This window comes from Dyadobacter sp. OTU695, assembly GCF_038440355.1.
GTDB lineage: Bacteria > Bacteroidota > Bacteroidia > Cytophagales > Spirosomataceae > Dyadobacter.
Genome location: NZ_JASATN010000013.1, coordinates 84,189 through 108,046 on the forward strand (window position 1 = coordinate 84,189; position 23,858 = coordinate 108,046).

At 50.2% G+C, this 23,858-nt stretch carries 23 protein-coding genes; 16 read left to right on the plus strand and 7 right to left on the minus strand.

Features of this window, described 5'->3' with window-relative positions:
* Positions 1-176 precede the first annotated feature (176 nt).
* Positions 177-509: a hypothetical protein gene (locus tag AAHB90_RS22150; RefSeq protein WP_342087416.1), complete on the minus strand. Its 333-nt coding sequence runs from the start codon at positions 507-509 to the stop codon at positions 177-179.
* A gap of 89 nt (positions 510-598) precedes the next feature.
* The gene (locus AAHB90_RS22155) at positions 599-1,372 is read right to left on the minus strand and encodes a helix-turn-helix domain-containing protein (protein WP_342087417.1); all 774 of its coding nucleotides are present in this window, start codon (positions 1,370-1,372) and stop codon (positions 599-601) included.
* A gap of 195 nt (positions 1,373-1,567) precedes the next feature.
* Here AAHB90_RS22155 and AAHB90_RS22160 point away from each other — a divergent pair, with 195 nt between their 5' ends.
* Together AAHB90_RS22160 and AAHB90_RS22165 are read left to right on the plus strand one after the other, a co-directional pair.
* Positions 1,568-2,401: an SDR family oxidoreductase gene (locus AAHB90_RS22160; RefSeq protein WP_342087418.1), complete on the plus strand. Its 834-nt coding sequence runs from the start codon at positions 1,568-1,570 to the stop codon at positions 2,399-2,401.
* 79 nt (positions 2,402-2,480) lie between these two features.
* Positions 2,481-3,398: a helix-turn-helix domain-containing protein gene (locus AAHB90_RS22165; RefSeq protein WP_342087419.1), complete on the plus strand. Its 918-nt coding sequence runs from the start codon at positions 2,481-2,483 to the stop codon at positions 3,396-3,398.
* Here the strand turns inward: AAHB90_RS22165 and AAHB90_RS22170 are convergent, their stop codons facing one another.
* On the minus strand, positions 3,399-4,475 hold the full coding sequence (locus AAHB90_RS22170; RefSeq protein ID WP_342087420.1) for a toxin-antitoxin system YwqK family antitoxin: 1,077 nt from the start codon (positions 4,473-4,475) through the stop codon (positions 3,399-3,401).
* Positions 4,476-4,690: 215 nt separating this feature from the next.
* Here AAHB90_RS22170 and AAHB90_RS22175 point away from each other — a divergent pair, with 215 nt between their 5' ends.
* Positions 4,691-6,994 carry a penicillin-binding protein 1A gene (locus AAHB90_RS22175; RefSeq protein WP_342087422.1) on the plus strand — a complete coding sequence of 768 codons (2,304 nt, stop codon included), beginning with the start codon at positions 4,691-4,693 and terminating at the stop codon, positions 6,992-6,994.
* Between the two features lie 36 nt (positions 6,995-7,030).
* On the opposite strand, the gene AAHB90_RS22180 is transcribed toward AAHB90_RS22175, so the two are convergent.
* Positions 7,031-8,401 (minus strand): FAD-binding oxidoreductase, encoded by a 1,371-nt coding sequence (locus AAHB90_RS22180; RefSeq protein WP_342087423.1) that lies wholly within the window; start codon positions 8,399-8,401, stop codon positions 7,031-7,033.
* A 291-nt stretch (positions 8,402-8,692) separates the two neighbouring features.
* Between AAHB90_RS22180 and AAHB90_RS22185 the strand changes: the two genes are divergently transcribed.
* The 7 genes from AAHB90_RS22185 to AAHB90_RS22215 all read left to right on the plus strand — a co-directional run bounded on the left by AAHB90_RS22185 (position 8,693) and on the right by AAHB90_RS22215 (position 15,212).
* Positions 8,693-9,721 carry a sensor histidine kinase gene (locus AAHB90_RS22185; RefSeq protein WP_342087425.1) on the plus strand — a complete coding sequence of 343 codons (1,029 nt, stop codon included), beginning with the start codon at positions 8,693-8,695 and terminating at the stop codon, positions 9,719-9,721.
* Positions 9,718-10,761, plus strand: coding sequence for a sensor histidine kinase (locus tag AAHB90_RS22190; RefSeq protein ID WP_342087426.1), 1,044 nt, complete (start codon positions 9,718-9,720; stop codon positions 10,759-10,761). The genes AAHB90_RS22185 and AAHB90_RS22190 overlap by 4 nt, the downstream gene beginning before the upstream one ends.
* Positions 10,762-10,947: 186 nt before the next feature.
* Positions 10,948-11,742 carry a LytR/AlgR family response regulator transcription factor gene (locus AAHB90_RS22195; RefSeq protein WP_342087428.1) on the plus strand — a complete coding sequence of 265 codons (795 nt, stop codon included), beginning with the start codon at positions 10,948-10,950 and terminating at the stop codon, positions 11,740-11,742.
* Between the two features lie 129 nt (positions 11,743-11,871).
* Positions 11,872-12,732, plus strand: coding sequence for a c-type cytochrome (locus AAHB90_RS22200; RefSeq protein ID WP_342087429.1), 861 nt, complete (start codon positions 11,872-11,874; stop codon positions 12,730-12,732).
* Between the two features lie 190 nt (positions 12,733-12,922).
* Positions 12,923-13,660 (plus strand): LytR/AlgR family response regulator transcription factor, encoded by a 738-nt coding sequence (locus AAHB90_RS22205; protein WP_342087430.1) that lies wholly within the window; start codon positions 12,923-12,925, stop codon positions 13,658-13,660.
* Positions 13,661-13,738: 78 nt separating this feature from the next.
* A complete protein-coding gene (locus tag AAHB90_RS22210; RefSeq protein WP_342087431.1) occupies positions 13,739-14,074 on the plus strand; it encodes a YegP family protein in 336 nt (111 codons plus the stop codon).
* Positions 14,075-14,189: 115 nt separating this feature from the next.
* Positions 14,190-15,212, plus strand: a complete 1,023-nt coding sequence (locus AAHB90_RS22215; RefSeq protein WP_342087433.1) for an AI-2E family transporter — start codon at positions 14,190-14,192, stop codon at positions 15,210-15,212.
* A gap of 78 nt (positions 15,213-15,290) precedes the next feature.
* Here AAHB90_RS22215 and AAHB90_RS22220 read toward each other — a convergent pair whose 3' ends face one another.
* Positions 15,291-15,941, minus strand: coding sequence for a hypothetical protein (locus AAHB90_RS22220; RefSeq protein ID WP_342087434.1), 651 nt, complete (start codon positions 15,939-15,941; stop codon positions 15,291-15,293).
* A gap of 116 nt (positions 15,942-16,057) precedes the next feature.
* On the opposite strand from AAHB90_RS22220, the gene AAHB90_RS22225 reads away from it, so the two are divergent.
* The 5 genes from AAHB90_RS22225 to AAHB90_RS22245 all read left to right on the plus strand — a co-directional run bounded on the left by AAHB90_RS22225 (position 16,058) and on the right by AAHB90_RS22245 (position 20,784).
* Entirely contained in the window at positions 16,058-16,846 is a 789-nt protein-coding gene (locus AAHB90_RS22225) for a mechanosensitive ion channel family protein (protein ID WP_342087435.1), read from the plus strand.
* A gap of 108 nt (positions 16,847-16,954) precedes the next feature.
* Positions 16,955-17,776 (plus strand): hypothetical protein, encoded by an 822-nt coding sequence (locus AAHB90_RS22230; protein ID WP_342087437.1) that lies wholly within the window; start codon positions 16,955-16,957, stop codon positions 17,774-17,776.
* A gap of 40 nt (positions 17,777-17,816) precedes the next feature.
* Positions 17,817-18,755 (plus strand): PepSY-like domain-containing protein, encoded by a 939-nt coding sequence (locus AAHB90_RS22235; protein WP_342087438.1) that lies wholly within the window; start codon positions 17,817-17,819, stop codon positions 18,753-18,755.
* A 45-nt stretch (positions 18,756-18,800) separates the two neighbouring features.
* A complete protein-coding gene (locus AAHB90_RS22240; protein ID WP_342087439.1) occupies positions 18,801-19,385 on the plus strand; it encodes an RNA polymerase sigma factor in 585 nt (194 codons plus the stop codon).
* Positions 19,372-20,784 (plus strand): hypothetical protein, encoded by a 1,413-nt coding sequence (locus tag AAHB90_RS22245; RefSeq protein ID WP_342087440.1) that lies wholly within the window; start codon positions 19,372-19,374, stop codon positions 20,782-20,784. Before AAHB90_RS22240 ends, AAHB90_RS22245 begins: the two co-directional genes overlap by 14 nt.
* Positions 20,785-20,815: 31 nt before the next feature.
* On the opposite strand, the gene AAHB90_RS22250 is transcribed toward AAHB90_RS22245, so the two are convergent.
* Together AAHB90_RS22250 and AAHB90_RS22255 are read right to left on the minus strand one after the other, a co-directional pair.
* On the minus strand, positions 20,816-22,480 hold the full coding sequence (locus AAHB90_RS22250; protein WP_342087442.1) for an ArnT family glycosyltransferase: 1,665 nt from the start codon (positions 22,478-22,480) through the stop codon (positions 20,816-20,818).
* A gap of 108 nt (positions 22,481-22,588) precedes the next feature.
* Positions 22,589-22,978, minus strand: a complete 390-nt coding sequence (locus tag AAHB90_RS22255) for a winged helix-turn-helix transcriptional regulator (RefSeq protein ID WP_342087443.1) — start codon at positions 22,976-22,978, stop codon at positions 22,589-22,591.
* A 98-nt stretch (positions 22,979-23,076) separates the two neighbouring features.
* Between AAHB90_RS22255 and AAHB90_RS22260 the strand changes: the two genes are divergently transcribed.
* Positions 23,077-23,817, plus strand: a complete 741-nt coding sequence (locus AAHB90_RS22260; protein ID WP_342087444.1) for an SDR family NAD(P)-dependent oxidoreductase — start codon at positions 23,077-23,079, stop codon at positions 23,815-23,817.
* Positions 23,818-23,858 lie beyond the last annotated feature (41 nt).

Here is a 23,858-nt window from a genome sequence, read left to right on the forward strand (position 1 = left end):
GTTATGGCTGGCAATGCGAGCCTAAATATACGATACACCACTCGAAAAAAACGCGCTCCGGCGTTCCGGCGCTCCGGCGTTCCGGCGCTCCGGCGTTCCGGCGTTCCGGCGTTCCGGCGTTCCGGCATTGTGGCCGAAGCGCGTCTGTACGGTATGCTTCCTCAGGCCTTTCAGGATTATGCGTGGTCTTCGCGGAAGATACCCGGCTCCATTTTGATATTCAGCCTTTTCAGGAATTCCGCGCGGTCGAAACCTTGTCTGTCGTTTTCTGTCTGCACCAGCTCTCTCGCGTTGTTCAAAGCCTCGTCATTCGTCCAGGTGGCGACGGTGATATATTCGGTATCCCCGTTTTCGGTAATGCGTTCGTAGGCGTAGTCGCGTATGAAGCCTGCGAGGGTGTGGATGTAGGCGCGGGCGATATTCTGCCGTTCGAGAAATTTTTCTTTGGAAGTTGCCGGGATCAGATATTTACCAATGTATACGACTTCCCTGTTTGCTTGTGATTCCATGATTTTTAATTTGAATAGCCTTTTTGCTTGTTTTTTCTCATACAAAATTCCAAAGCGGCAGGCTGTCATTCTTGTAAAAAATCATTGATTTACCAGAATATGGGAGATTTGAAAAACTCGGTAGGCGTGAGGCCGGTGAAGAGTTTGAAATCCTTATTGAAATGCGGCTGGTCGAAATAGCCGGCATCGAGCGCTATCTGTGCCAGTGTCTGGCCCGAGCGGCCCTTTTCCACCACCGACTTCATTTTAACAATGTAGGCGAATTGTTTCGCGGAAAGTCCGGCTACCCGCCTGAAACGTTTCTCGAACACATCCTGGCTGACATTCAACGACACTGCCAGGTCACGCATTCGCAACTGACCGCCTGCGAATTGAATTTCTCTTATCGCTGCAATGACCATATTGTCAGGCTTTTTATCGAGGATCCTGCCGAGCAAAAAACGTTCGATGAGCTCAATACGCGCCTCGTGTGATGGCTGTTCTGCAAGTTGTTCCTGCATTTGGGCAATGTCGTTGAAGCCGTCAAGGTAATTCATGGAAATGCTTGCGTCGCTGAGCTCATGCAGCGGCTCGCGGATAAAGGAAGCCATGGCGGCTTCCCGGAAATTGACGAGTATGTTGATGGTACCGGACCCATACTGCATGGCCCGTCCTGATTTTCGCAAACCTGAAACCACAATCGGTTCCAGTGCATTCGAGCTGCCGTTATGATTGACGATAACCTGGCCGCTCAGCCTGAACACCATTACCGGTGAAGTTTCGGGCAGCACCTGGTTGACCACGTGCACCGGTGTTTCTATCACCTTGTAGGTCTTGATAAACGGACTAAGCTCCGGCGTCGGGAAATAGGTCTGGATGTTCATTAATCCCGGAACCGCAATGAGGCTTCAACGGTTCCCGCAGTCTGCAAAACCGCGTAAGCGGCCGTAGGTAAAACCGCTCTTTCGCTAAACCCGGGTTTCGTAAAACTGTATCGCATTTCCGGATTTTTGTATAAGCCGCCGCCGGAAGCGACCCGGTAAATTTGTATCAACAAAACACCAAAACAATTGTCAATCATGTCAAAAACAATTTTTATCACCGGCGCTTCCAAGGGATTCGGCCGTATATGGGCAGAGGCTTTTTTGAAAAGAGGGGACAAAGTAGCGGCTACCGCCCGCAATACCGAAACGCTGAAAGACCTCGCGGCGCAATATCCTGATACATTGTTAACCATTCAGCTGGACGTGAACGACCGGGCGGCAGCGTTTGCCGCCATCGAACAGACCAGCAAACATTTCGGCAGTGTCGATGTCGTGATCAACAATGCGGGTTACGGCTTGTTCGGTGCCATCGAGGAAACGAGCGAAAAAGAAGCCCGCGACCAGATCGAAACCAATGTTTTCGGCCTTCTGTGGGTTACGCAAGCTGCCATTCCGGTAATGCGCGCACAAGGCGGCGGCCACATCATCCAGGTTTCCAGCGTGCTTGGGGTTGCCACGCTACCGGTACTTGGTCTTTACAATGCTTCCAAATGGGCAGTCGAAGGGCTTAGCGAAACGCTGGCTTCGGAAGTGAAAGACTTCGGCATTAAAGTGACGATCGTCGAGCCAAATGGCTTCTCTACCGACTGGGGCGGCGCTTCGGCTTTCCACAGCGAGCCTATTGCATTGTACGACGGTATTAAGGAAGCACTCTACGCCGGATTAACGCCCGACACGATCGGCGATCCGCAGGCTACGCCTGACGCCATCCTGAAAGTAGTCGACGAAGAAAATCCGCCATTGAGAATTTTCCTCGGTAAAGTTGGGTTCCCCTGGTTAAGCCAGGTATACGCCGACCGCCTTGCAACCTGGGAAGAATGGAAAGAAGTGGCAGATGCTGCACACGGTGAGACCGTCGAGGCCAGGTAACTGCCTGATTTTATATAAATTTGATTAAAATCTTCAAATCTGCACCTTTTACGGGTGCAGATTTAACCGTTTCAAAACCATGGACCATTACAAAAGCATCAGCGAACTCCACCGCGCCAGCAATATGTCGGCCCCGGAGCACCCTATGATCAGCATGTTCACCTGCGACGAGCTGAGAAACTGTACGCTGGGCCGCCGGGAATTCACGACGGATTTTTACCTGATCGCATTCAAAAAGATTAAGGCCGGACATATCCTTTACGGACGTACGAAATACGACCATGAAAATGGTTCGATGCTTTTCGCGAAGCCCCGGCAAGTCATTGAAATCAATAATGTAGAACTGGAAGAAAAGGGGTTTATGCTTTATGTCCACGAAGATTTTCTGAATGGCCATGCATTGCATTCCGAAATCCGCAAGTATGGTTTTTTCGACTATGAAGCCAATGAGGCATTGCATTTGTCGGAGCGAGAGGAACAGATCATCTGGGATCTTTTTTCACGTATTCAAAACGAATATCTCAACAATACCGACGAATACAGCCGCGACATCATGCTCACGCACCTGGATTCGATGCTGAAATATTCGCAGCGTTTTTACAAGCGGCAGTTCATCAACCGCACGCAGCTTTCGGGTACTACCGTTTCACGTTTCAACGAAAGCCTCGCTACCTATTTTGAAAATGGTAATTTCCAGGAAAAAGGGCTTCCGTCCGTCAAACTGATGGCCGACCTGCTCAATACCTCTCCGCGCTACCTGAGCGATCTGCTCAAACAGGAAACCGGCAAAACCGCGATCGAACTAATCCACATTTTCCTCATTTCGGAAGCGAAGAATATGCTGGTCGGTACGGACAAAACGGTTGCCGAAACGGCCTACCTGCTGGGATTTGAGAACCCTCCTTATTTTTCAAGGCTATTCAAAAAAGAAACCGGTTTCAGTCCGAACGAATATAAAAAGCGGGTTGAATTTCCCGGGCAGGCCGGCGTAGCGTAGTTATTTGGGAATGTGGATATTGATTTGCTTGCCGTTGGCGTCGTAGTCCCATGATTTGGTGGGATTGCCTTCGGGGTCGTATTCCTGGTAGTGGCCGGTGGGCGTGGTGTAGTCTTTAAAGTGGTTTACGGTATGGACCTGCCCGTTATCATGGTAAAAAACGGAAGTGTATATGCTATCCTGGAAATGGTATATGTTTTCCCGCTGGATGACACCCCACCTCGAATATTCTTTCGAAGCGACGATTTGTCCATTGTAATCATAAAGTGCTTCCAGCCAAACTTGAACGCGGCTGTATGTTTTACGTAGCGAATCCTCGGTTTTGTAAAAATCTCTGATCAGGAATTTCTTCATCCGATCGGTAACCGTGGTATCGTAGTACACTCTTGATACATTAATTAAAACGTCTTTCCGGTAAAATTTTTGGTCATATAGCTGGCCGGACGGGAAAAACCATTCCGATTTTCCTTGCAGCGAGTCGTCCATAAACATTTGTTTTCCCAAAACCTTTCCATTTCGGTGGTAGATTGTCCGCAGACCGTTTTTGAGGCCGTGGGAATAGCTTGTTTCGACTTCCAGTTTGCCATCGGAGTAATATTGCTTGTCGACACCGTCGCGATTCCGCTTTTCGGCGTAACCATACAATTTTCGTAAATCTTCAAGTTCCCGGATGCCTCTTTGAAAGTGCCAATCCCTCACGCCGTCCTTGTCGCGGTAGCGGACGTTCCTGCTGCACGCGCCTATCGAAAGTTTGCCGTTGCGTTCTGTCGCAAACAGCATCCATTCGTCACCGACTTCAATACCCATGTCGCAGGACGATTGAATGTCATATTCGATCAACTCACGGATATCTTTCCCTTTAAATTTTTCGATGATTTTAAAACCCAGCATCGCATCGCGGAAGGGCGACGAATCCGAAGGTGGATTGGTAGTCTCGGAAGTGATTTTCACCAACGCGACGAACGGGTAGTCCTTCACATCCTCAATTGATTTAATGCGTTGGAAATCAGTCATACAGCTACACGCCAACAGGTTGGTCGTGGCAGCCAGGACGAGCGTTACAACGCAGGCACACATTGATTTCAAGTTTTGGCTCATAGCTTTTCAGAAGAAGCGAGGTTCTTTTCAGATTTGGCCGAAAGTAACACTTTCTATTAGTTTGGTATACTTTAATTTACTTAAATATTTTACCGGAAAAGTAGCAAATACCTCCTCAACGACGTTCTAATAGCTGATTTGTAAATCAAATTCACTTATTTGGTCGGTTTATTGGACGTTACTCTGAAAAATACATGATTCAATTGAAACCCGGGAAATACCGGCGTCACATTCTCTATTTATGGCGTGCATTCGGCATAGGCCTGGCCCTGATGATACTTTACATTGCAGCCGTCAACTACAATTTTTTCTGGCTGTTCGGTGGGATGCCCGATTTGAAAGCGTTAGAAAATCCAAAGAGCGAGATTGCTTCCGAGCTGATTTCGCAGGACGGCAAGTCGATAGGTAAGTACCTGATCGAGAACCGTTCGCCGGCCGAAATATCCGAAATTTCGCCCAACCTGATCAACGCATTGCTGGCGACGGAAGATACTCGCTTCATCAGCCATTCGGGTATCGACCCGCGCAGTCTCTTGCGTGTTGCCAAGGGTATCCTGACGGGCAATTCGAGTTCGGGTGGCGGCAGTACGCTTACCCAGCAGGTCGCGAAAAACCTTTTCAATACGCGTTCGGAAGAGTTTGAAGGGACATTAAGTAAAATCCCGGGCGTGCGGATCGTGATCGCTAAAACGAAGGAGTGGATCCTTTCCGTCATTCTCGAAAGGAAATACACCAAGCAGGAAATCATGCAAATGTACCTGAATACGGTATCGTTCGGGAATAATGCGTATGGTATCAAGGTCGCTTCCAAAACGTATTTCGATACCGACGTTCGTGACCTGGATATCCTGCAATCGGCATTGCTGGTGGGGATGCTGCAAAACCCGACCATTTATAATCCGATGCGGTTTCCTCAAAATGCGCTTAACCGCCGGAATACCGTACTCGCGCAAATGCGGAAGTACGACGATATCACCGAAGACGATTTCAACCAGTTGAAGGAAAAGCCGTTGGGGCTCCAATTTGCCATGGAAACCCATGCCAACGGTCCCGCGCCGTATTTCCAGGAATCGATGCGCGGGTACCTGAAAGCCTGGGTGAAAATGTATAACGAGGAAAACGGCACGGACCTGAACCTCTATACGAGCGGCCTGCGCATTTACACGACAATCGACTCGCGCATGCAGGAGTACATGGAAGAAGCACTTACCCGTCACATGAAGGAGCAGCAAAAGACTTTCAACGATCACTGGAAGGGCCGTAATCCGTGGATCGACGAGAATGGTAAGGAAATACCCGGTTTCATTAATACGGCCGTGCGCCGCCTGCCTTATTTCAATGTGTTGAAAAACAAACTGGGCGAAGAAGAGGCCTGGAAAGTAATGCGTAAGCCTTATAAAATGAAGGTATTCTCGTGGGACGGCGAAAAAGAAGTGACCATGAGCCCGATCGACTCGATCAAATACTACAAACGATTCCTGCGCGCAGGTATGATGGCCATGGACCCGCGCAACGGGCACGTGAAGGCCTGGGTAGGAGGGATCAATTTCAAATATTTCCAGTACGACCACGTGAAGCAAGGCAAAAGGCAGCCGGGCTCGACTTTCAAGCCATTTGTGTACACGGCTGGATTGGACAAGAATTTTATCAGCCCTTGCGAGAAAATCATGGATTCTCCCGTAACATTCCAGGCAGGGATCGACGATGTTTCAGAAGATTACACACCGAAAAACTCCAATGGCGTGTATTCCGAGCAGCCGCTTTCGCTCCGGCAGGCATTGGGGAAATCGGTGAACTCGGTGACGGCGAACATTATGAAAATGGTGAAAGCCAATACCGTGGTGGATTATGCGCATAAGCTGGGTATTACCAGCGACCTGCCAGCGACGCCCGCGCTTTGCCTCGGAACCGGCGACGTGTCGGTTTACGAAATGGTGTCGGCCTACTCGTCTTTTGCCAATGGCGGATATAAGGTGATGCCGATGACGATCCTGCGCATCGAGGACCGCCACGGCAAGCTGCTGGCCGAATTCCATGAGCAGCAAAGCCAGGAACTGAGTGAGAATATGGCCTATAACATGTTGTACCTCATGCGCGGCGCCGTGGAAGATCCGGGCGGTACCGCGGGCCGGCTGCGGCAATACGGGGTGACCGACGGCAATGAAATCGCCGCCAAAACCGGTACATCCCAAAACCATTCCGACGGGTGGTTTATGGGCATGACGCACAACCTCGTGGCTGGCGTGTGGGTTGGGGGCGAGGACCGCAGCATTCACTACCGCTCTCTCGCCCTTGGGCAGGGCGGACGCGTGGCTATGCCTGCGTGGGGCGCATTCATGCAAAAGGTCTACAACGACCAGACGCTCGTTCAATACCGCAAAGGCCCGTTCCCGCGGCCGGAAGGTTACACAGGCGAATGCGCGACGGACACGACCCAGGTATCGGAGGACGTGTACACGCCGCCGGCCAAATCGGACGACGAGGGCGTATTATTTTAAAAAATCAGGCAGGTCTGTGAAGGCCTGCCTGATTTTTTATGATGGCTTGATATTCTGGTTGACCCGGAACAAATTATCGGGATCGTATTTGGCCTTTACCCTGGTTAGTTTCTCATAATTGCTTCCATAGGTTGCCTTCACGCGGTCGGTGCCTTCATCCATCATAAAATTGATATAAGCGCCGCCTGCGCCGAAAGGATGCAGTTCCTGCCAGTAATCGCGGGCAAAATTGGTTACGAGCTCTTTTTCGGACGGATCGGGGGAAATGCCTACGATCACCATCGACCAGGTTGCATCGCGGTAGTTCCATGCCGTATCTTCATTCTTCACTCTGCTGGCAGCTCCATTGACGGGGTAGAGGTGCATTCCCGAGAAGAAATTAGGGATCTTATGGGCGTGTTTGATATGCACGTCCATTACTTCGGGGCTGAGGTGCTTCACAAAATCGCCTTTCCAGTACCATTGCATTCCCGGCGCAAATAAATCGTCGAACATAGTTTGCAGCGCCGGTACGGGCAGCGGGCCCACGGCATCGATCAGCGGTGTGCGGAATTTGCGTACCATTTCGAAAACTTCTGCGGCCTCTTCCTCATCGATGCAGCACCATACGATGCCGCACATCGTTTCGAGATGGTATTGTTCGGGAAACATTGGGGCCGGCGGTATTTTATGGAATGCGAAAAATCCATTGACGCTGTCGGGTGCCTGTTTGATGAAATCCTGGTACCATGCCATCATATCCTTCGCGTCGTCCATATGCCAGAACATGGGCCCGCCATAAACCGTGTGTACGTTGTGTGCCCGGAAAAGGAAAGATGTGACTACGCCGAAATTGCCGCCGCCGCCACGTATTGCCCAAAACAGATCCGCATTCTCGGTAGGTGATGCCTTTACAATTCGTCCATCGGCCAGTACCACCTCCGCTTCTAACAGGTTGTCGATCGTCAACCCGCCGAAACGCGTCAAATGTCCCAGGCCTCCCCCGAGGGTAAGTCCACCGATACCGGTTGTGGCATTAATGCCCGTCGGGACGGCCAGTCCGTGGGGGTGGGCGGCCGTGTCCAGGTCACCCAGTAGGCAACCGCCCTGCGCCCGTATAGTCATCGCGACAGGGTCGACGGTTACATTACGCATAGCCGACAAATCAATGACTAACCCTTGGTCACATACGCCGAGACCGGCACCGTTATGGCCGCCGCCCCGAATGGCAACGAGCAGGTCGTTTTCGCGGGCGAACTGAATGGCTCTTACGACGTCTGTCTCATCCGCGCAACGGGCAATGAAGCCAGGACATTTGTCAACCATGCCATTGTGGACTTTCCTGGCGGTCTCATAATCGGCATCGCCGGGAGTGATAACCCTGCCCCTGAACTGGGGAATTGACTTGGAGGTACTGGTTGTTTCCATCTGAGAAGGGGTTTAAATAAAAAACAAAGAATCTTTGCCGGCCCGGGAAGACCGAATTTCAGATGATTGTGGTGTAGCAAAGCGAATGAATGCAGTGGGCCGGAACTTCTTTTGGGGAGTGGCGAACGCACAGCCATTATAAATATAGCAATTATTTGATTTTACCTGTAAAAAACTAGACTTTTTCGACAAGTAAAATCTCTAATAATTAGTTTGACAAATCGGTCCGGTAGATTTAGTTTTATGTTTGGAATGTAAATCCCGTTCTGAACCCTAATCTACCGGTATCAATTGAAAAATCCTTCGCAATGGAGATGGTTCCGCCCGCTTGTGATTCTCGTCTGGGTATTGCTGCTGAACCTTTTTCTTGTACAGAAATTCACGGAAAGTAACTGGAAAAGCTCCACCATCACATTGGCGTGGCTGGGTTGCACGCTCGTTACCTGGCAGCTTATGGCGCTGTGGAGCGAGAAGTGGCGTGCACGGTATCCCGATATGTCGCAAACCCGGATGCGGATCGTCGGGACGTTCTCGGGATACGTGGTAATTGAGGTGCTGGGCCAGGTTATTTTTATCTTGCTCATGTATGCCGCTCACTGGGGTTGGGAGCTGTTCACATTGAAGGAGTACAGTATTTACATTACCGTCTGCGTGGTGACGCTTTTCTGCGTTGGCGCCATTTATGAGCTGATCTACTCGCTGAACCAATACGGAATAGCTTTACAGGAAGAGGAAGCGATTAAGAAAAAGGCCCTGCAAAATCAGTTCGATAATCTCAAAAATCAGGTTAATCCGCATTTTCTGTTTAATAGTCTCAACTCTCTTTCCGCCCTCGTGGAAGAAGACAGCGCACAGGCGGGGGTATTTCTGGATGAACTTTCCAGCGTTTACCGTTATCTGCTCCATACCAGCGAGAATGGGTTGGCATCGCTCAAAAACGAAAGCGGGTTTATCAGTTCCTATCTCTTCCTGACCAGCGCCCGGTACGGCTCTGCGATTGAAGCGGAGGTGGATATCGACCACAGTTGCGCCCATTGCATGGTGCCGGTACTTACCCTGCAAACGCTTGTCGACCATGCGATACGGAACAACGTAGTAATGAAACAAAAGCCGCTGAAACTGTCGATTGTGACGAGGGACGGCCGGTTGGAAGTTAGCAATACGATCCAGCCCAAGCACACGGGGCGGGAAGGCCTCGAATCGCTGATAACGCGGTTTCGCGATCTGAACATGGATGAGCCAATGCTTTTTGACGACGGGAACACTTTCACCGTCCGGATACCAGTAGGAACACCCCGTAACCAATTCGAAACGACGTGAAGCTGCTGGTCACTTATACCAAACAGGACATCTGGATCGCCCTGACCATGTTGCCGGCATACATCGTGCTGATGAACTACCTGCTGGTAGGTAATATTTATTTCTCGGACATTTCAGTATTTGCAAAAGCGACGGTGGTGTCGGCTATCGTTTTTAGCCTTGCTTACCAATTTATCCATGCGCGGCTTGGCTTCTGGTTCAGGAAGCAGTTCTCACACTTCAAAGAAACGCCCAAAAGGATGCTGCTAATGATTCCGGCGCATATCGTATTTAATATGGCGATCATCAGCGGGTTGTTTTTCGGCTATGAGGCGGCCCGTTTTCCGGGTTATGTCTACGACCACACGAGCTACGAATGGGCGCTCGCGTTGGGTGCGCTGATGAACGTCGTGGTCACGTGCATACACGAGGGCGTGTACGCATTCGAGCTCTGGCAACATAAACTGCTTGAAACGGAGAAGCTGCGGAAAGCCAATCTGCAAAGCCAGTTTGAGAGTTTGAAACAGCAGATCAATCCGCATTTTCTCTTCAACTGCCTCAATTCACTCTCATCCCTGATCGAAGAGGACACTGTGCTTGCTACGCAGTTTATCGATGAAATGAGTAATGTGTACCGGTACCTCCTACGGAGCAACGAGTCGGAACTCACCACGTTGGAATCCGAACTGAATTTTGCGAGCTCCTATTTTCACCTGCTCAGCACGCGTTACGGAAGCAATTTACGGCTGGAAGAAGAAATTGACCCCGCTTACCGCTCCCATATGCTTCCGCCGCTCACACTGCAGTTGCTGATGGAAAACGTCGTGAAGCATAATGTGATCATGCCGCAGCAACCGCTTTACATTCGCATTAATACGACGCTCGAGGGGCGGCTTGTGGTATCGAATAACCTGCAAAAGCGTTCAGTAATAATCCCGTCCAGTCGCATCGGTCTGGCCAATATTGCTACCAAATACAACCTGCTGGGCCATGGAGAGATCAATATCGATGAAAATCCGCAGAGCTTCTCCGTCAGTCTGCCGCTGTTGGTTTTGGATTAGGTTTGCAATGGCCTGAAATGTCCTTTTCAGCCCGTTATTTTCCCGGTCCAACCGGGCCGGTGACGTTTCATGGCTGGTAAATACCGTTTCATAGGACGTTTGTGTGTTTCCGTTTCCCGCGGGTTTCGGGAACTGGTTATCTTGACTTAAATTTTCGACCTTAAACATGAATAACAAAACCGATTTATGAAGGTATTATTGATTGAAGACGAGGATCTGGCGGTGAGAAAACTCTCCAAACTACTGACTGAAATTGACAGTGAAATAGAAATTGTAGGTAAAGCGGCAAGTGTGCAGGAATCGGTGGATTTTCTGAAAGATAATGAGGCGCCAGATCTGATTCTGATGGACATCGAGCTTGCCGACGGACAGAGCTTCGAGATCTTCGACCAGGTGAAAGTAGAGTCGCCTGTGATATTCACGACGTCCTATGATGAATACGCGCTCCGCGCATTTAAAGTCAATAGTATCGATTACCTCCTGAAACCGATCAAACGCCAGGAGCTGGAAGCGAGTCTGGCAAAGTATAACCGGCTCACCAAAGGTGCGGGGAGCGACTCAGAGAAACACGCCGCCAACGTCGACCGCGATGCGATCGATTCGCTGGTCAAGCAGCTGCGTCAACAAATGCAGCCGTTGGAATATCGCAAACGCTTTCTGGTGAAGCATTTGCAGCAATGGGTGCCCGTGGAAGTGACCGACATCGCTTACTTTTACTCGGAGGAAGGAACAAGTCTTTTCAAGTCAAAAAACAACCAGAAATACCCGATCGATTATACCCTCGACGAGCTCGAAAAAATGCTTGATCCGGATTGCTTTTTCCGGGCCAACCGCCAGTTTATCATCAGCGTGCATTGCGTCCAGCAGATCAACCCGTATTTCAACAACAAGATCAAACTTGCCCTTACGCCCGCGCCTGAAAGCGAGGTCATCATCAGTCGCGAAAAGGCGATGGATTTTAAAAAGTGGCTTGGTAAGTAGCATTTGACAATTCATGCAGGCATTATGACGCTTCGAGGCATTTGACGATGGAAATGGCTGGCCGACAGAACATTTTTGCAACGTCGGCCTGCCGCCGGCAGTTTTTCCAAACTGTTATTGTCAAAAGCCATGTTAAAGAAAATCCTGAAATGGACCGGCCGCACGCTGCTGGTCATCACACTGCTTGCCATCGGTTATTATACCAAAGCCTACATTACGGTAGGGAGCCGCAAGAGCAAAGTTTATGCTGTAAAACCCATCCGGCTCGACATTCCGACCGACTCCGCTACGGTTGCCCGTGGCAAACGTCTCGTGACCACCAAAGGTTGCAACGACTGCCACGGCAGCGACCTGGGTGGCCGGGTACTTTTTGAACAAAAAGGAGTAGGCCGGCTGGTAGCGAGGAACCTCACCAAAGGAAAAGGAGGCCTGCCTCAGGATTTCGATACCGACGATTGGGTAAGGGCGATCCGTCATGGCCTGCAGCGAGACGGCACGCCACTCATTTACATGCCATCGGCTGGTTTCAATAAGCTGAGTGAAGCCGATTTGAAAGCGGTGATCGCCTATTGCGCGCAAGTGCCGCCGGTCGATCGTCAGAACCCGCCGAGCGAAATAGGCGTTGGCGCCACGATCCTGGCCGATCTCGGCGAACTGGAACTGTTTGAAGCCGAAAAGATCGATCACAATGCGGCACTTCCGATGGCGATCCGGGAAGGCGTCACGGCCGATTTCGGTAAATACGTCTCGCAGATATGCACGGGTTGCCACAAGCCGGACATGAAAGGCACGCCGGGCGAAGGCGGTACACCCGATATTTCGTCTACCGGCCAAAGCGCCGGATGGACCGACGAGCAGTTTTTCCAGACCCTCAGAACCGGCAAACGGCCCGACGGGACTGAGCTGAAAGCGCCGATGCCCTGGCAAATGACCGCCGCGTTTTCGGATACGGAAATGCGGGCATTGCGGATGTACCTGAAAAGTATCTGATCTAATTTGATATACACCCGAAGGATGGCGTTGGAGTTTTCCCGAATTATTTGGAAATTGGACGCCATCCTGCTCAATTCGTTTCTTCTCATTACTTAACCGGTCAATCTGCCGGGACAGCCTATTGTTCGGCATATCCTGCCCCTATGGGTTAGTCTTTGTATTATAGTCATTTCACCGGATTACTTCTATGAGCAGAATCAAATGTTTGATCATCGACGATGAACCGTACACGGCGAGCGTTCTCGAATCTTATATCAGCGAACTGGATTGGCTCGAACACGTAGGGACATTCTACCACGCGATCGACGCGCTTATGTACCTTCAGCAGAACAAGATCGATCTCCTTTTCCTGGATGTTATGCTTCCCAAAGTTACCGGCGATGCATTTCTGCGGATGTTACCTTGCCGGCCGAGGGTCGTTTTTCTGTCGAACAAAAAGAGACGGTGGGTGCCGGGCGAGGATGACTACATTATGGGCTGCCTGGTGAAGCCGATCGCTTTTGAAGATTTCCTCGAAAGTATAGACCGCTGTTACGCCGCGATACCACCGGTAGTAAAGCGTAGTTTCCGGTCGAAGCCCGGTAAGGTAATGCCGGACCCGGGACCTTTCGTATACCTGTTTTCGGGGAAATCAGTGGTGAAAGTCTTTCTTCAGGAGGTGCTGTATATTGAAGGTGTAAAGAACTACGCGAAGATTAAAACGACTGAGAGGGAAATTATTATTTATCAGGGACTGGCAGCGATCGAGGAACGGCTTGCGGGAAAGGGATTCATGCGAATACACCGCTCATTGATCGTGGCTATCAGCAAAATAACGGCGTTCAACGAACAAATGATCGAGATCGGCACGCATATTCTGCCTGTTAGCGCGCCCTATCGGGGGAAGGTCGCGCGCCGCATCCGGGCGGGTATCAGGAACGTATAGCGTTTTTTCAATAACGTATAGTATTGCATTGAGAAAAGATAATCGTACTTTAAAAGCCTAATCCAATCTTTTCAAAACATGGGAAAATTTGTAATAACAAAAAGGGCCAACGGAGAATTTCAATTTAACCTGAAAGCCGGCAACGGTCAGGTAATCCTCGCCAGCGAAGGTTATACTACAAAAGCTGCTTGCGAGAATGGTGTTGAGTCGGTCAAGAAAAACTCGCAGGATGACGCACGCTTCGAGCGCCTTACTTCCAAAAATGACAAGTACTATTTCCTTTTGAAGGCCACCAACGGTCAGGCGATCGGAAGCAGCGAAATGTATGAAAGCGTTGCAAGCCGCGACAACGGGATCGAATCCGTTAAGAAAAATGCGCCGGATGCAGAGCTGGATGATCAATCGGCGGCGTAGCTATCCCCACATACCGAAAAGCGCAGGACAGTCCGTTCTGCGCTTTTCTTTTGCCCTTTACCGTAGCCGCTGGTACAATAATTGCACTGCGTATATTGATTAAAATCAAATATTCATGGTCTCAGACTTTAACAACAGGATCCGACAGATAGCGTTTTTGCTGATTGTCACTGCATTGGCAATAATCGTTTTCAAGCAGCTTTATATTTTCTTCCCCGGTTTCCTGGGCGCGCTTACGCTCTATATCCTTTGCCGGAGATACTACTTTTATCTCACCGAGCAGCGAAAGTGGAAGAAAGGCCTCACCGCGATCCTTTTTATGGTATTGTTCATGGCCTGTATCGTAGCGCCGGTATATTTCGCTATCCAGATGATTTTTCAAAAGATTAACATGATCGTAGAGAATCCCGAACAGGTAAATAACGCAATCGATGCGATTTCTGCCCAACTTCGCGAATGGACCGGTCAGGATTTGCTCACGAAGGAGGCGACGACGGATATCCGCAAAAAAGCGACAAGTTTTATCCCCGGTATACTCAACAGCTCGGCCACCATGCTCGGTAACCTGCTGATGATCCTTTTCCTGGCTTTTTTTATGTTCAAAAACGGCAGGCTTATGGAAGATACCCTGGAACATTATATTCCCCTTAAACACAAGAATATACAATCGCTGGCGGACGAAACCTGCGGAATGGTACGCGCCAATGCATTGGGAATTCCGCTTATCTCGCTGATCCAGGGGCTGGTAGCATTGCTGGGTTACTGGATTGTCGGGATCGAGGATTTTGTGTTGCTCGGACTGATCACTGGACTATGCGCATTCTTTCCAGTGATCGGCACGGCGATGATCTGGCTTCCACTTGTGATATTCCTGTTTTCAAAAGGGGAGAGCGGAAAAGCGATCGGATTGGCAGCATACAGCGTAACTATCATCGGAAACATCGATTACGTGGCACGTATCAGCTTTTTGCAGAAAGTCGGGGATGTGCATCCGGTGATCACCATTCTCGGCCTGATCGCCGGGTTGAAACTTTTCGGATTCTGGGGATTCATTTTCGGGCCGCTGCTGATCAGCTACCTGCTGCTGCTTGTCAGGATTTACAGGAATGAGTTCGGCGCAACTGCAAAGGCTACATAGCCGACCGTGGGCCATTCTTCGCTATGGTCTCTGATCCACGGTCGGTAACCCCGGCGACACGATTCCGTATCACCATGATCAAATCTCCGTATCGCTTTTGGACCTGATCTCATAGTTGTGCCGTCCGTCCGGCGCGTCCGACCATTTGTAGACGACTTTTTTGAACCGCAGGTCGTTTACAATCCCGTAAATGTTCTTCATGAAATCTTCCTGAACCTGCTTGGGCTCGAACATTTTGCCTTCGAACGTCAGCACTTCCTGGTGATCGCCGGCCAGGCCGATGGTTACATGCTGCTCATTGAGCGCCTCCCTTTTGGATTCGACATAAGCTGTGCGTAACTGGGGGAAGTCGCGTTGCTGGACTTGCATCATTTTCTTTTTCATCGTTTCCGTTTGCTCCCCGATGTTCTTGTCGGTGTTGGCTTTTGCTTCGTCGTACAGCGCGGCGTTGGATTTGTGCCACGAAAGCCGCGTGGCCAGGTCCGTGTCGCTATCGCCGTTTTTAAGTTTCAGATCGATATCGCTGATCTTATTTTGAAGAAAGAGCGACATATTCTTGTTCGCTGCCTTGTCGACCGGCTTCGGTGCATAAAAGTAAATGCTGATACCCACAGCGATTGCCGCCATGATCACGTAAACGATATACCGGCCCACCCTGGCGTGCCCAAGCCTTGACTTGCCGATGATAGTTCCGTTCGATCTGGCTTGTTGTTGATGATGGATTTCCATGTCTGTTGGTTTTTTTTTCCTTAACTAATTGCGAGAGGACGATCAAAAAATATACCAACAGCCGATGGAACGGATTTTTTTCGCGAGGCGGATATTTAATTCAATACACTCAAATCATGAAAATTCAGCAATTTTATAATAAAGTTTACGCGTGGATATTGGAAACCGGTCCATCTGTTCTTGTAGGCATAGCCGTGCTGATCGCGGGCTTCTGGCTTATCCGTCTGATGTCGCGCTGGCTTACCACACACATGCACAAGCGCGACATCGATCCGTCGCTGGCACCCTTCCTTCTGAGCTTGGCCGTAACCACGTTACGGGTGTTGCTCATAATCTCCGTCATGCAAATTATAGGCATTCAGATGACGGTTTTTGCCGCTCTGATCGGTGCAATCGGCGTTGCGGCTGGTTTGGCATTGTCCGGGACCCTGCAGAATTTCACAAGCGGTGTGCTGATACTTATCCTCAAGCCGTTTCATGTTGGTGACAACATTGTCGCGCAAGGGCAGGAGGGGACTGTCGAGGCTATCAAGATATTTTACACCGTGGTGAAAACATACGATAACCGGAAGGTGGTGATTCCCAATAGCAAGCTCTCAAATGAAGTGATTATAAACGTCAGCGGCTCCGGCAACAGGCGGCTCGACGTAGAGTTGAAATTCACCAACAGTATCGATTTCAAGGAGGTTAAAAATATTGTCAACAATGTCCTCGATCATGCCCAAAGTGCCCTTAAAGTCCCCGCAAGACGGATCGGTATCTCGTCCATCGAGCCCGATGGCTATAAAGTGATGGTTAACGTCTGGCTCGACGCGCATGGTTTTGTGGACACCAAAATGGAAATCCAGGAAAAACTGATGGAGGCATTGAAGGGCTCAGGCCTCAAACTGCCTGGAATGGGTTAAAGTTTTTTTTTCGTCCCGTGCAGCGGTTTTTCCAAAGAACGTGTCTTCCTGCATGTTCCGCCCGTGGGGTGGACCTGCGGGGGAGTTTTTACAATCAGACTATTAGCCATGGAAAGAATAGTCGTACAACGGTCAGGTACAAAAGAATTTGGAAAAAGCCCGACCGTTAGGGCCGCTAAAATGAATTTGCGAATGGTATTGAAGCATGGAAAATCCGGGCGCGATCGCTGGATCGCAGTTGGCATGATAAACGGCCTTCTGCTGGCAACATTGTCATTGCTATCCTGCGATACAAAGACGAAGGTTGGGCCGAAACCGGGCCAGGGGCTTACCAAAGCAGAATTCCTGGGCAGGATGATCGTGCAGGAGAGGTACTGGCGCATCGAGGAGATATCCCGCCAGGAAAAACAGCAGATCGCGACGGTGAATGTGAGGGAGGCCTCTCCCTTGCTGAACAGCCATTACCTGAACGAGGTAATTCCGGTAGTAGCCGTGCAGTTTGGACGTGGTTATTTTGGGAAGGGCGTCGTCAGCGAAACAAAGATGACGGGCGCTTACGGGAAAATCCCCTTTGGTGAATTTAAATGCGTGCTGATGCCCCGGACCGTAAAAGAAAGTGGAGAATGGGTATGGGACAACGAGCGTAGGGGGATGAAATTCCCTTTACCGGAAAGTATCCGGTCGCTCGCCGGGGCATTGTCGGGGAAGGACTGGCTGCCCGATACCGGGTACGTTGCCAGCGAGCCAGCGCCACTGTACAGGGGCGTTGAGGAAGCAAGGAGAGCCGCCAGCGCGGAGCGTATACGGATTGTCGTGGAAGAGCAATCGGAGACAGGGAAAATAACCTATGTTTTTACAATGCGGGCAGCCTGGATGACGGACGTCGAATACCGGGATGCAGAGCACAAATTTGGAGTATCATTATATTAAATACACAATTGGCACCCCGGCGATCAACTTATTTGATGCTATGAATGAAAGAAAGTTTACCCAACAATTGTTTCTTTTAATTGCTTTAATCTTCGCTCTGGAAGGATGCAGTAATTATAAAGATCAACAGGATATCCCGCCGGAAACATTGCCGGAATCGATTATCAAGGTGATGTCCGATGCCTATCCGGACGCTACGGATGCAACTTTTCAGGCGATAGAAAAGGATAAGCTTTATGAAGTATATTACAAATTAAAAGGGGACTCTTTTTACGCAGCCTTAAATACCAAAAAGATATTGAGCGTATACCGCATGTATGGCGCACTGCCCGATTCGATGCGGCAGTCTTTACCAGAAAAAAGTGTAAGCGGAGGCGCGGCGGAAGGTTATAAAGAGCCTGTACCTCAGATAAATGACGGCAATATATACTATGCCCGATATACCTGGGACAGCCGCGACTATCTGCTGACATGGATCCGGCAGGATACGGCTAAGCCTACGAAATATATGATCCGGTTAGAGCCCTATGTCAAGTTTTCGTATGTGATTGGCAAAGGTGAATTAAGTACTTTACCTGCACCGACGGTAAGCTTTTTGGAACGGGAAAAACTGAGATTTGCCTCTGCGACGGTTTCGATTAACGACAAAAATAAAAAAGAATATAAAGTAAATGCTTCCACTGCATCGGGTACCAATTATGATTTTAGTTTCGATGCTGAGGGAAAGTTGACCAATACCATTTACCGGGCCGAAGCATTTTATTATAATATTGATGAATACCCTGAAAAAATACAGAACTTTGTGAAAAGCACATCGGTGTTTACTTCCATGAAAATACTGGAAGGCTATAAGTTTTCGGATCCCAGCGGGACAGGCTATGGGATCACATTGCAGGGTACCGACGAAAGTTGCCGACTCGTTTTCGACCAGGACGGAAACTTTGTGAATATGACATACGAGAGCGTAGCAGGCCAATGAGCGAAAAATAGTTTATTTCAACGATACACTTCATAATCCCTCTGAATGACCTTTTTCCGCAGTAAGAGATACAGTTCGCTTGCCGATCTGGTACGGGCCTGCCAGGCCGGCGATACCAGGGCGCAGACTGCATTTTATGAACGGTACAAATCCAGACTATTGGGGATTTGCCTGCGTTATGCGAAAACAAAAGCGGAGGCGGAGGATATTTATCAGGAAGGGTTTATTAAAGTTTTTAAGAACATTACTGAATTAAGGAATGTGGAGGTGATTGATGCCTGGGTGAAATCGGTGGTGATCCGGACGGCTATCAATTACTATCACCGGACCACGAAGGAGCAGCAGCTGCATTCAAACTTCGACGATTTCCAGCGGGAGCTCGATTCGGGAGATTATGGAAAGATTATCGCTCAGATAGACATGAATGTACTGCTGAATGTGATCAACACGTTGCCGGACGGATACCGGATGATTATCAACCTGCATTTAATTGATGGTTATACCCACGGCGAGATCGGTGAAATGCTTACTATTTCGGATAGCACTTCCCGGTCGCAATTTTTAAGAGGAAGGAATTTGTTAATGAAAAGGTTACAGGAAAAAGGGATTACGCAATATGAAATCTTCTGACGAGCGTATCGACGAGGAGTTGCGTAAAGCTCTCCGGGAACGATTCGATAATTTTGAAAGACTGCCTGATCCGACCCTGAGGGAAAAGATATTCAAAGGGCTGGGCGGTGGAACGAGCATAGTACAGACGGGTCTGGTGGCTTCATTGCTTCTCCTGATCACGTTGACGGCAACGGTGTATCTGGTATCGCTCTCCGTCGAAAAGAAAAATGAAATGGCGGCCGGCGTAAAGCAGGTTGCGCAGGAGTTTTCCAGGGCGCTGGCGGCAACTAATGACTCTGAGGTGCAAAAAGACCGGCAGGACGCTGATAGGCTTGTCGGTAAACTGGAAAACGGTGACGACAATGCGAACCCGGCCCAGCAAGAAGCATCGCCAAAATCGGCCCCGACCGATGATAACGGGGACGTCGTGCGCACACGAGGCGAGCAGATACGCGGCGCGCGGGTTACACGTGTAGCGGTGAAGCCGTACAAGGTTAAGCGGGCCGACGTAATAAAGATTGTTGACATGGTAAAGGCGAATCCGGCATTCGGGTCCGTGTGGATTCGGGATGAAGACATATCGCCGACGGACAGGGCGTTCCTGGAATCGGAATTGGAGAAAATATTCTCTGCGGGACCGTCGGCTAATAGTGATTCGATCAACCAAAACAATAGTAAGGAACTGGAAGGGCCCACATTGGCCGATCAAGACATCGGGGTGCTGGATCACAGGCCAATGGCCCTTCCACAATACAACTGGCAACCCGACAGCCTGGTAACGCCCGCGCAGCCGCAAAAGCGTTATGAATACCTCTTCAAAGAGCACTGGGGCATTATTGTCGGGCTGACGCCCCTCCGCACTTTCCAGATCCTGACTGTGAGACCGGGAAATGGCGTTGTGTACCAGAACTTCGTTTTACCAGCCAAAATTTCCGCGGAAACCGTTGGCTACAAGTTCTCGGCCGGCGTAGAGCGTAAAGGCTTTCAGTTGCTGCTCAACTATGGGCAATTCAAACAGTCGTACCGCTACGAAATCGCTACCAGCGAATTTGTTGTTGGGCCGGGCCTTTCAGGCAATTACGAGGTGGTGCGCAAAGGCATTCCGCAGCAGGAGAACAGCACCGTGCGGCTGGTAGGTATGGCCGTGAAAAAACATGTGGTACGCCGGTCGTATTTTCTACGCGACTATTTCGGCGACGTCGGAGCGGAATTCAGCCGCGACCTCACCTCAAAAAAGAATTTGGTTTGGGTTAATGCGGGTTTTGGCAAGGAGCTCTTCGCCGGCAATAACGTGGTGATGACCGTCGGCCCTTATTTCGAATACAGCCTGTCGAAGCTGCGCAACCCGGACAATCCTTTTAAAATCCAGCCTTATCAGATCGGGCTTTCTGTGGGGCTGCGGTACATCAAAAAATAAGCCGGGCAGCCTCGCCGGCCCGAGTTGACTGTTACAGGGTGGGCTCGTCGCGGATGTAGAGCAGGTAGCGAGGTTCTACGACGGCGCTACGCTTCTTTTCATCCAGAAAGCCGTATTTCAGTCGTGTCACATGGAAATGCTTCGGGGAAGCCTGAACTTCCGCGTCGACTCCGGAGCGGATCAGGCTGTCGGCTACGGCAGCCGTGGTGTATAGGTAACAGGGCGCGGCGTCAATGAAGTCGTCCAGGTACTCCCCGTTTCTGATCAGTTTAACCTCCCCCGGTGAATAGAACTCGAAGCTATAAGAAAATGAGCCGTAAGCGGCAACGGGCAAATGGCTGTCTTTTTCAGGGATAACCCTCGCCGCCTGCATACCCGATTGGTATTGTAATAGAAAAGGGTAAAAGAATTGGAACAGAAAAATATATAGCATCGCGGCCATTGCATACCCTTTGAAAAGCAGCTGCTGCATGGGATTGCGGTAACGAATAATGTTGGCCGTAAAAACGATCCCAAGTGCCACCGCTACGGCAGCAATGCCGTTTTCGATGCGGGTAATGTAGAGCAAGCCGGAAATGAAAACGAGCGTTATCACGAGCAACACCGTCTGGATCGTTACCAGGTAGTTCAGTTTCGACCGCCTGGCCAACTCGGTGAAGAAATAGGCCGTGATGATCGAGAAATAGGGGAACTCAATGACCAGATAATGCGGTAGCTGGAATTTGGATAAAGAAAATAATAGGAAAGTTACCAGCGTGCTGCCGTAAATCACCCAGCGGATCGAGTCCCGGTTCTTCTCATACCGGAGCAGGTACCCGATAGCTCCCACAAGGCCCACCGACCAGGGCAGGAAGGCCCATAATGTAGTATGCAGGAAGAATGTGACATTGCCGCTGCCCTTAATCGGGCCCGTGTTGAAGAACCTGCCGAACTGGCTGTCCCAGAAGAAGAAGCGGAGCCCCGAGACATTAGTTCTTCCGAAAACTACTTTCTCGGGATGCAAATCAAACTGTACATAAAGGCTGTAAAGCTCCGGCAGTATGAAAACGAAACACAATGCCAGTACCAGCCACCACCGGTATTGGATGAATTCGCGAAACTGCTTCGTGATAATCCAGTAAATGACCCAGCCGCCAGCGAGGGTGATGAGCACAAAAACACCTTTGGTCATGATAGCGCAGGCAGCAAACAATGCCGCCCAAATGATATGCGACCAATGCCCCCGCGCATGCACACGCAGCATATGCCAGGCAGCGCCCGTAATGCACGCGGTGAGGTAGGGCTCCGCACGGACGTCGAAATTAGCCAGGGTGCTGTGCAGCGCCACTGTGTAGATCAGTACGGCAATTTTTGCGACGTCAACGTTATATAAATCCCTCGCAATGAGATAGGTATAGCACAAGCTGAGCAGCCAGAACAGGAATGCGGGCAGTTTATACGCAAAGCCTGTAATACCGAACACCTTGTAGCTGATAGCGGCCATCCAGAAAGGAAAATGCGGCTTGTCGAGCCAGTCGTGGCCGTCGCCGTAGAGGTTTACCCAGTCATTATGCAGCACAATATGCTTGGCGATGGTCGCATAAAGTGCGCCGTCGGGTTCGATGATATCGAGCCAGAGGCCGGGAATGTTGAGCAAAATACCGGCCAGCAACAGCCAGGGGAAATAACGGTGCAAGAATGGGTCACGGTTGTTCATAACGTTGCGTATTTCGGGGATGCGGCAATACGGTCAAAATTGTGCCTGCCAAAATCGATGTACGCACGAAGGTTTGAACTTGTGACGATTATACGCGGAAAATGCGTGTTATTTAATTGTTACAACAGCGCAGCGCGCCCGTTTCTTGTCAGAATCTGGCCGGTTTTCGGCACCCCAGTCGGTGAGTATGTTAATGACAGGTTCAAGGCTTTTACCGAGATCGGTGAGCTGATATTCCACGCGCGGAGGTACTTCGGGATATACTTTGCGGCTGATGAGACCGTCGCTTTCCATTTCGCGCAGTTGCAGGATCAGGATGCGTTCGGATACGGCCGGAAGGCTGCGGCGGAGATCGCTGTACCGCATGGCGCCATGGGCCAGCCGCCACAGGAGCGAAGGCTTCCAGCGACCGCCGATCAGGTCTAAAGTGTAAGCCATATCACAATTTCCATTGATCAGCAATTCGTTTTCAAGGTTCGTGGAGCTCTGTTTTCGCATAACTTACATTTATGTTAGTACTTGATAAATATGTTAGTACCTGTAAAATTACGAGTATCAGCATAGTTTTGCAATGAAATCAAAACCAATTCATCATCATGCAAAATTTGAAAGACAAAGTCGCATTTGTAACAGGAGGATCAAGGGGCATCGGGGCAGCAATTGTAAGAAGGCTCGCCGCCGAAGGGGCAAAAGTGACTTTTACATACGTTAACAGTAAAACCCAGGCCGAAGCGCTTGTGAGCGAACTTGCCGAAAAAGGCCTCACCGCCGCAGCCCTGCATGCCGACAATGCAAAAGAAGGATCCGTATCCGATGCGATCGGCCAGGCCATTGAGCACTACGGCAAGCTGGACATCCTCGTGAACAGCGCAGGCGTGTACGTAGGCAAGGCATTTGAAGAACACACCACGGAGGATTACGATTATGTAATGAATGTCAATGTTAAATCGGTATTTGAGGCGTGCCTGACGGCTTCGCGCAGAATGGAGCAGGGCGGACGTATCGTTACCATCGGCAGCTGTATGGCCGACCGTGCGGCGGTGCCTCAGGCCACTTTGTACGCGGCAAGCAAGTCGGCACTTTCCGGCTTCACAAGAGGGCTCTCGCGTGATCTGGGACCGAAAGGTATCACGGTAAACCTGATCCAACCCGGGCCCGTGGATACGGATATGAACCCGTCGACTTCCGAGTTCTCCGATTTTCAGCGCGGTATGATGGCGATTCCGGAATATGGCCGTCCCGAACACATTGCAGACGCCGTCGCATTCCTCGCGAGCCCGGCCAACAGTTACACAACAGGCTCGGTGATTACCATCGACGGCGGTACACTCAGCTAGGACTTTGGGCCGCGCAGGTCGCGCCGCGCAGGTCGGGCCGC

Coding starts and splice junctions, on each gene's coding strand:
- AAHB90_RS22150 (WP_342087416.1), bottom strand. CDS start 509: ATGGAATCACAAGCAAACAGGGAAGTCGTATACATTGGTAAATATCTG.
- AAHB90_RS22155 (WP_342087417.1), bottom strand. CDS start 1,372: ATGAACATCCAGACCTATTTCCCGACGCCGGAGCTTAGTCCGTTTATC.
- AAHB90_RS22160 (WP_342087418.1), top strand. CDS start 1,568: ATGTCAAAAACAATTTTTATCACCGGCGCTTCCAAGGGATTCGGCCGT.
- AAHB90_RS22165 (WP_342087419.1), top strand. CDS start 2,481: ATGGACCATTACAAAAGCATCAGCGAACTCCACCGCGCCAGCAATATG.
- AAHB90_RS22170 (WP_342087420.1), bottom strand. CDS start 4,475: ATGTGTGCCTGCGTTGTAACGCTCGTCCTGGCTGCCACGACCAACCTG.
- AAHB90_RS22175 (WP_342087422.1), top strand. CDS start 4,691: ATGATTCAATTGAAACCCGGGAAATACCGGCGTCACATTCTCTATTTA.
- AAHB90_RS22180 (WP_342087423.1), bottom strand. CDS start 8,401: ATGGAAACAACCAGTACCTCCAAGTCAATTCCCCAGTTCAGGGGCAGG.
- AAHB90_RS22195 (WP_342087428.1), top strand. CDS start 10,948: ATGAAGGTATTATTGATTGAAGACGAGGATCTGGCGGTGAGAAAACTC.
- AAHB90_RS22200 (WP_342087429.1), top strand. CDS start 11,872: ATGTTAAAGAAAATCCTGAAATGGACCGGCCGCACGCTGCTGGTCATC.
- AAHB90_RS22205 (WP_342087430.1), top strand. CDS start 12,923: ATGAGCAGAATCAAATGTTTGATCATCGACGATGAACCGTACACGGCG.
- AAHB90_RS22210 (WP_342087431.1), top strand. CDS start 13,739: ATGGGAAAATTTGTAATAACAAAAAGGGCCAACGGAGAATTTCAATTT.
- AAHB90_RS22215 (WP_342087433.1), top strand. CDS start 14,190: ATGGTCTCAGACTTTAACAACAGGATCCGACAGATAGCGTTTTTGCTG.
- AAHB90_RS22220 (WP_342087434.1), bottom strand. CDS start 15,941: ATGGAAATCCATCATCAACAACAAGCCAGATCGAACGGAACTATCATC.
- AAHB90_RS22225 (WP_342087435.1), top strand. CDS start 16,058: ATGAAAATTCAGCAATTTTATAATAAAGTTTACGCGTGGATATTGGAA.
- AAHB90_RS22230 (WP_342087437.1), top strand. CDS start 16,955: ATGGAAAGAATAGTCGTACAACGGTCAGGTACAAAAGAATTTGGAAAA.
- AAHB90_RS22235 (WP_342087438.1), top strand. CDS start 17,817: ATGAATGAAAGAAAGTTTACCCAACAATTGTTTCTTTTAATTGCTTTA.
- AAHB90_RS22240 (WP_342087439.1), top strand. CDS start 18,801: ATGACCTTTTTCCGCAGTAAGAGATACAGTTCGCTTGCCGATCTGGTA.
- AAHB90_RS22245 (WP_342087440.1), top strand. CDS start 19,372: ATGAAATCTTCTGACGAGCGTATCGACGAGGAGTTGCGTAAAGCTCTC.
- AAHB90_RS22250 (WP_342087442.1), bottom strand. CDS start 22,480: ATGAACAACCGTGACCCATTCTTGCACCGTTATTTCCCCTGGCTGTTG.
- AAHB90_RS22255 (WP_342087443.1), bottom strand. CDS start 22,978: ATGCGAAAACAGAGCTCCACGAACCTTGAAAACGAATTGCTGATCAAT.
- AAHB90_RS22260 (WP_342087444.1), top strand. CDS start 23,077: ATGCAAAATTTGAAAGACAAAGTCGCATTTGTAACAGGAGGATCAAGG.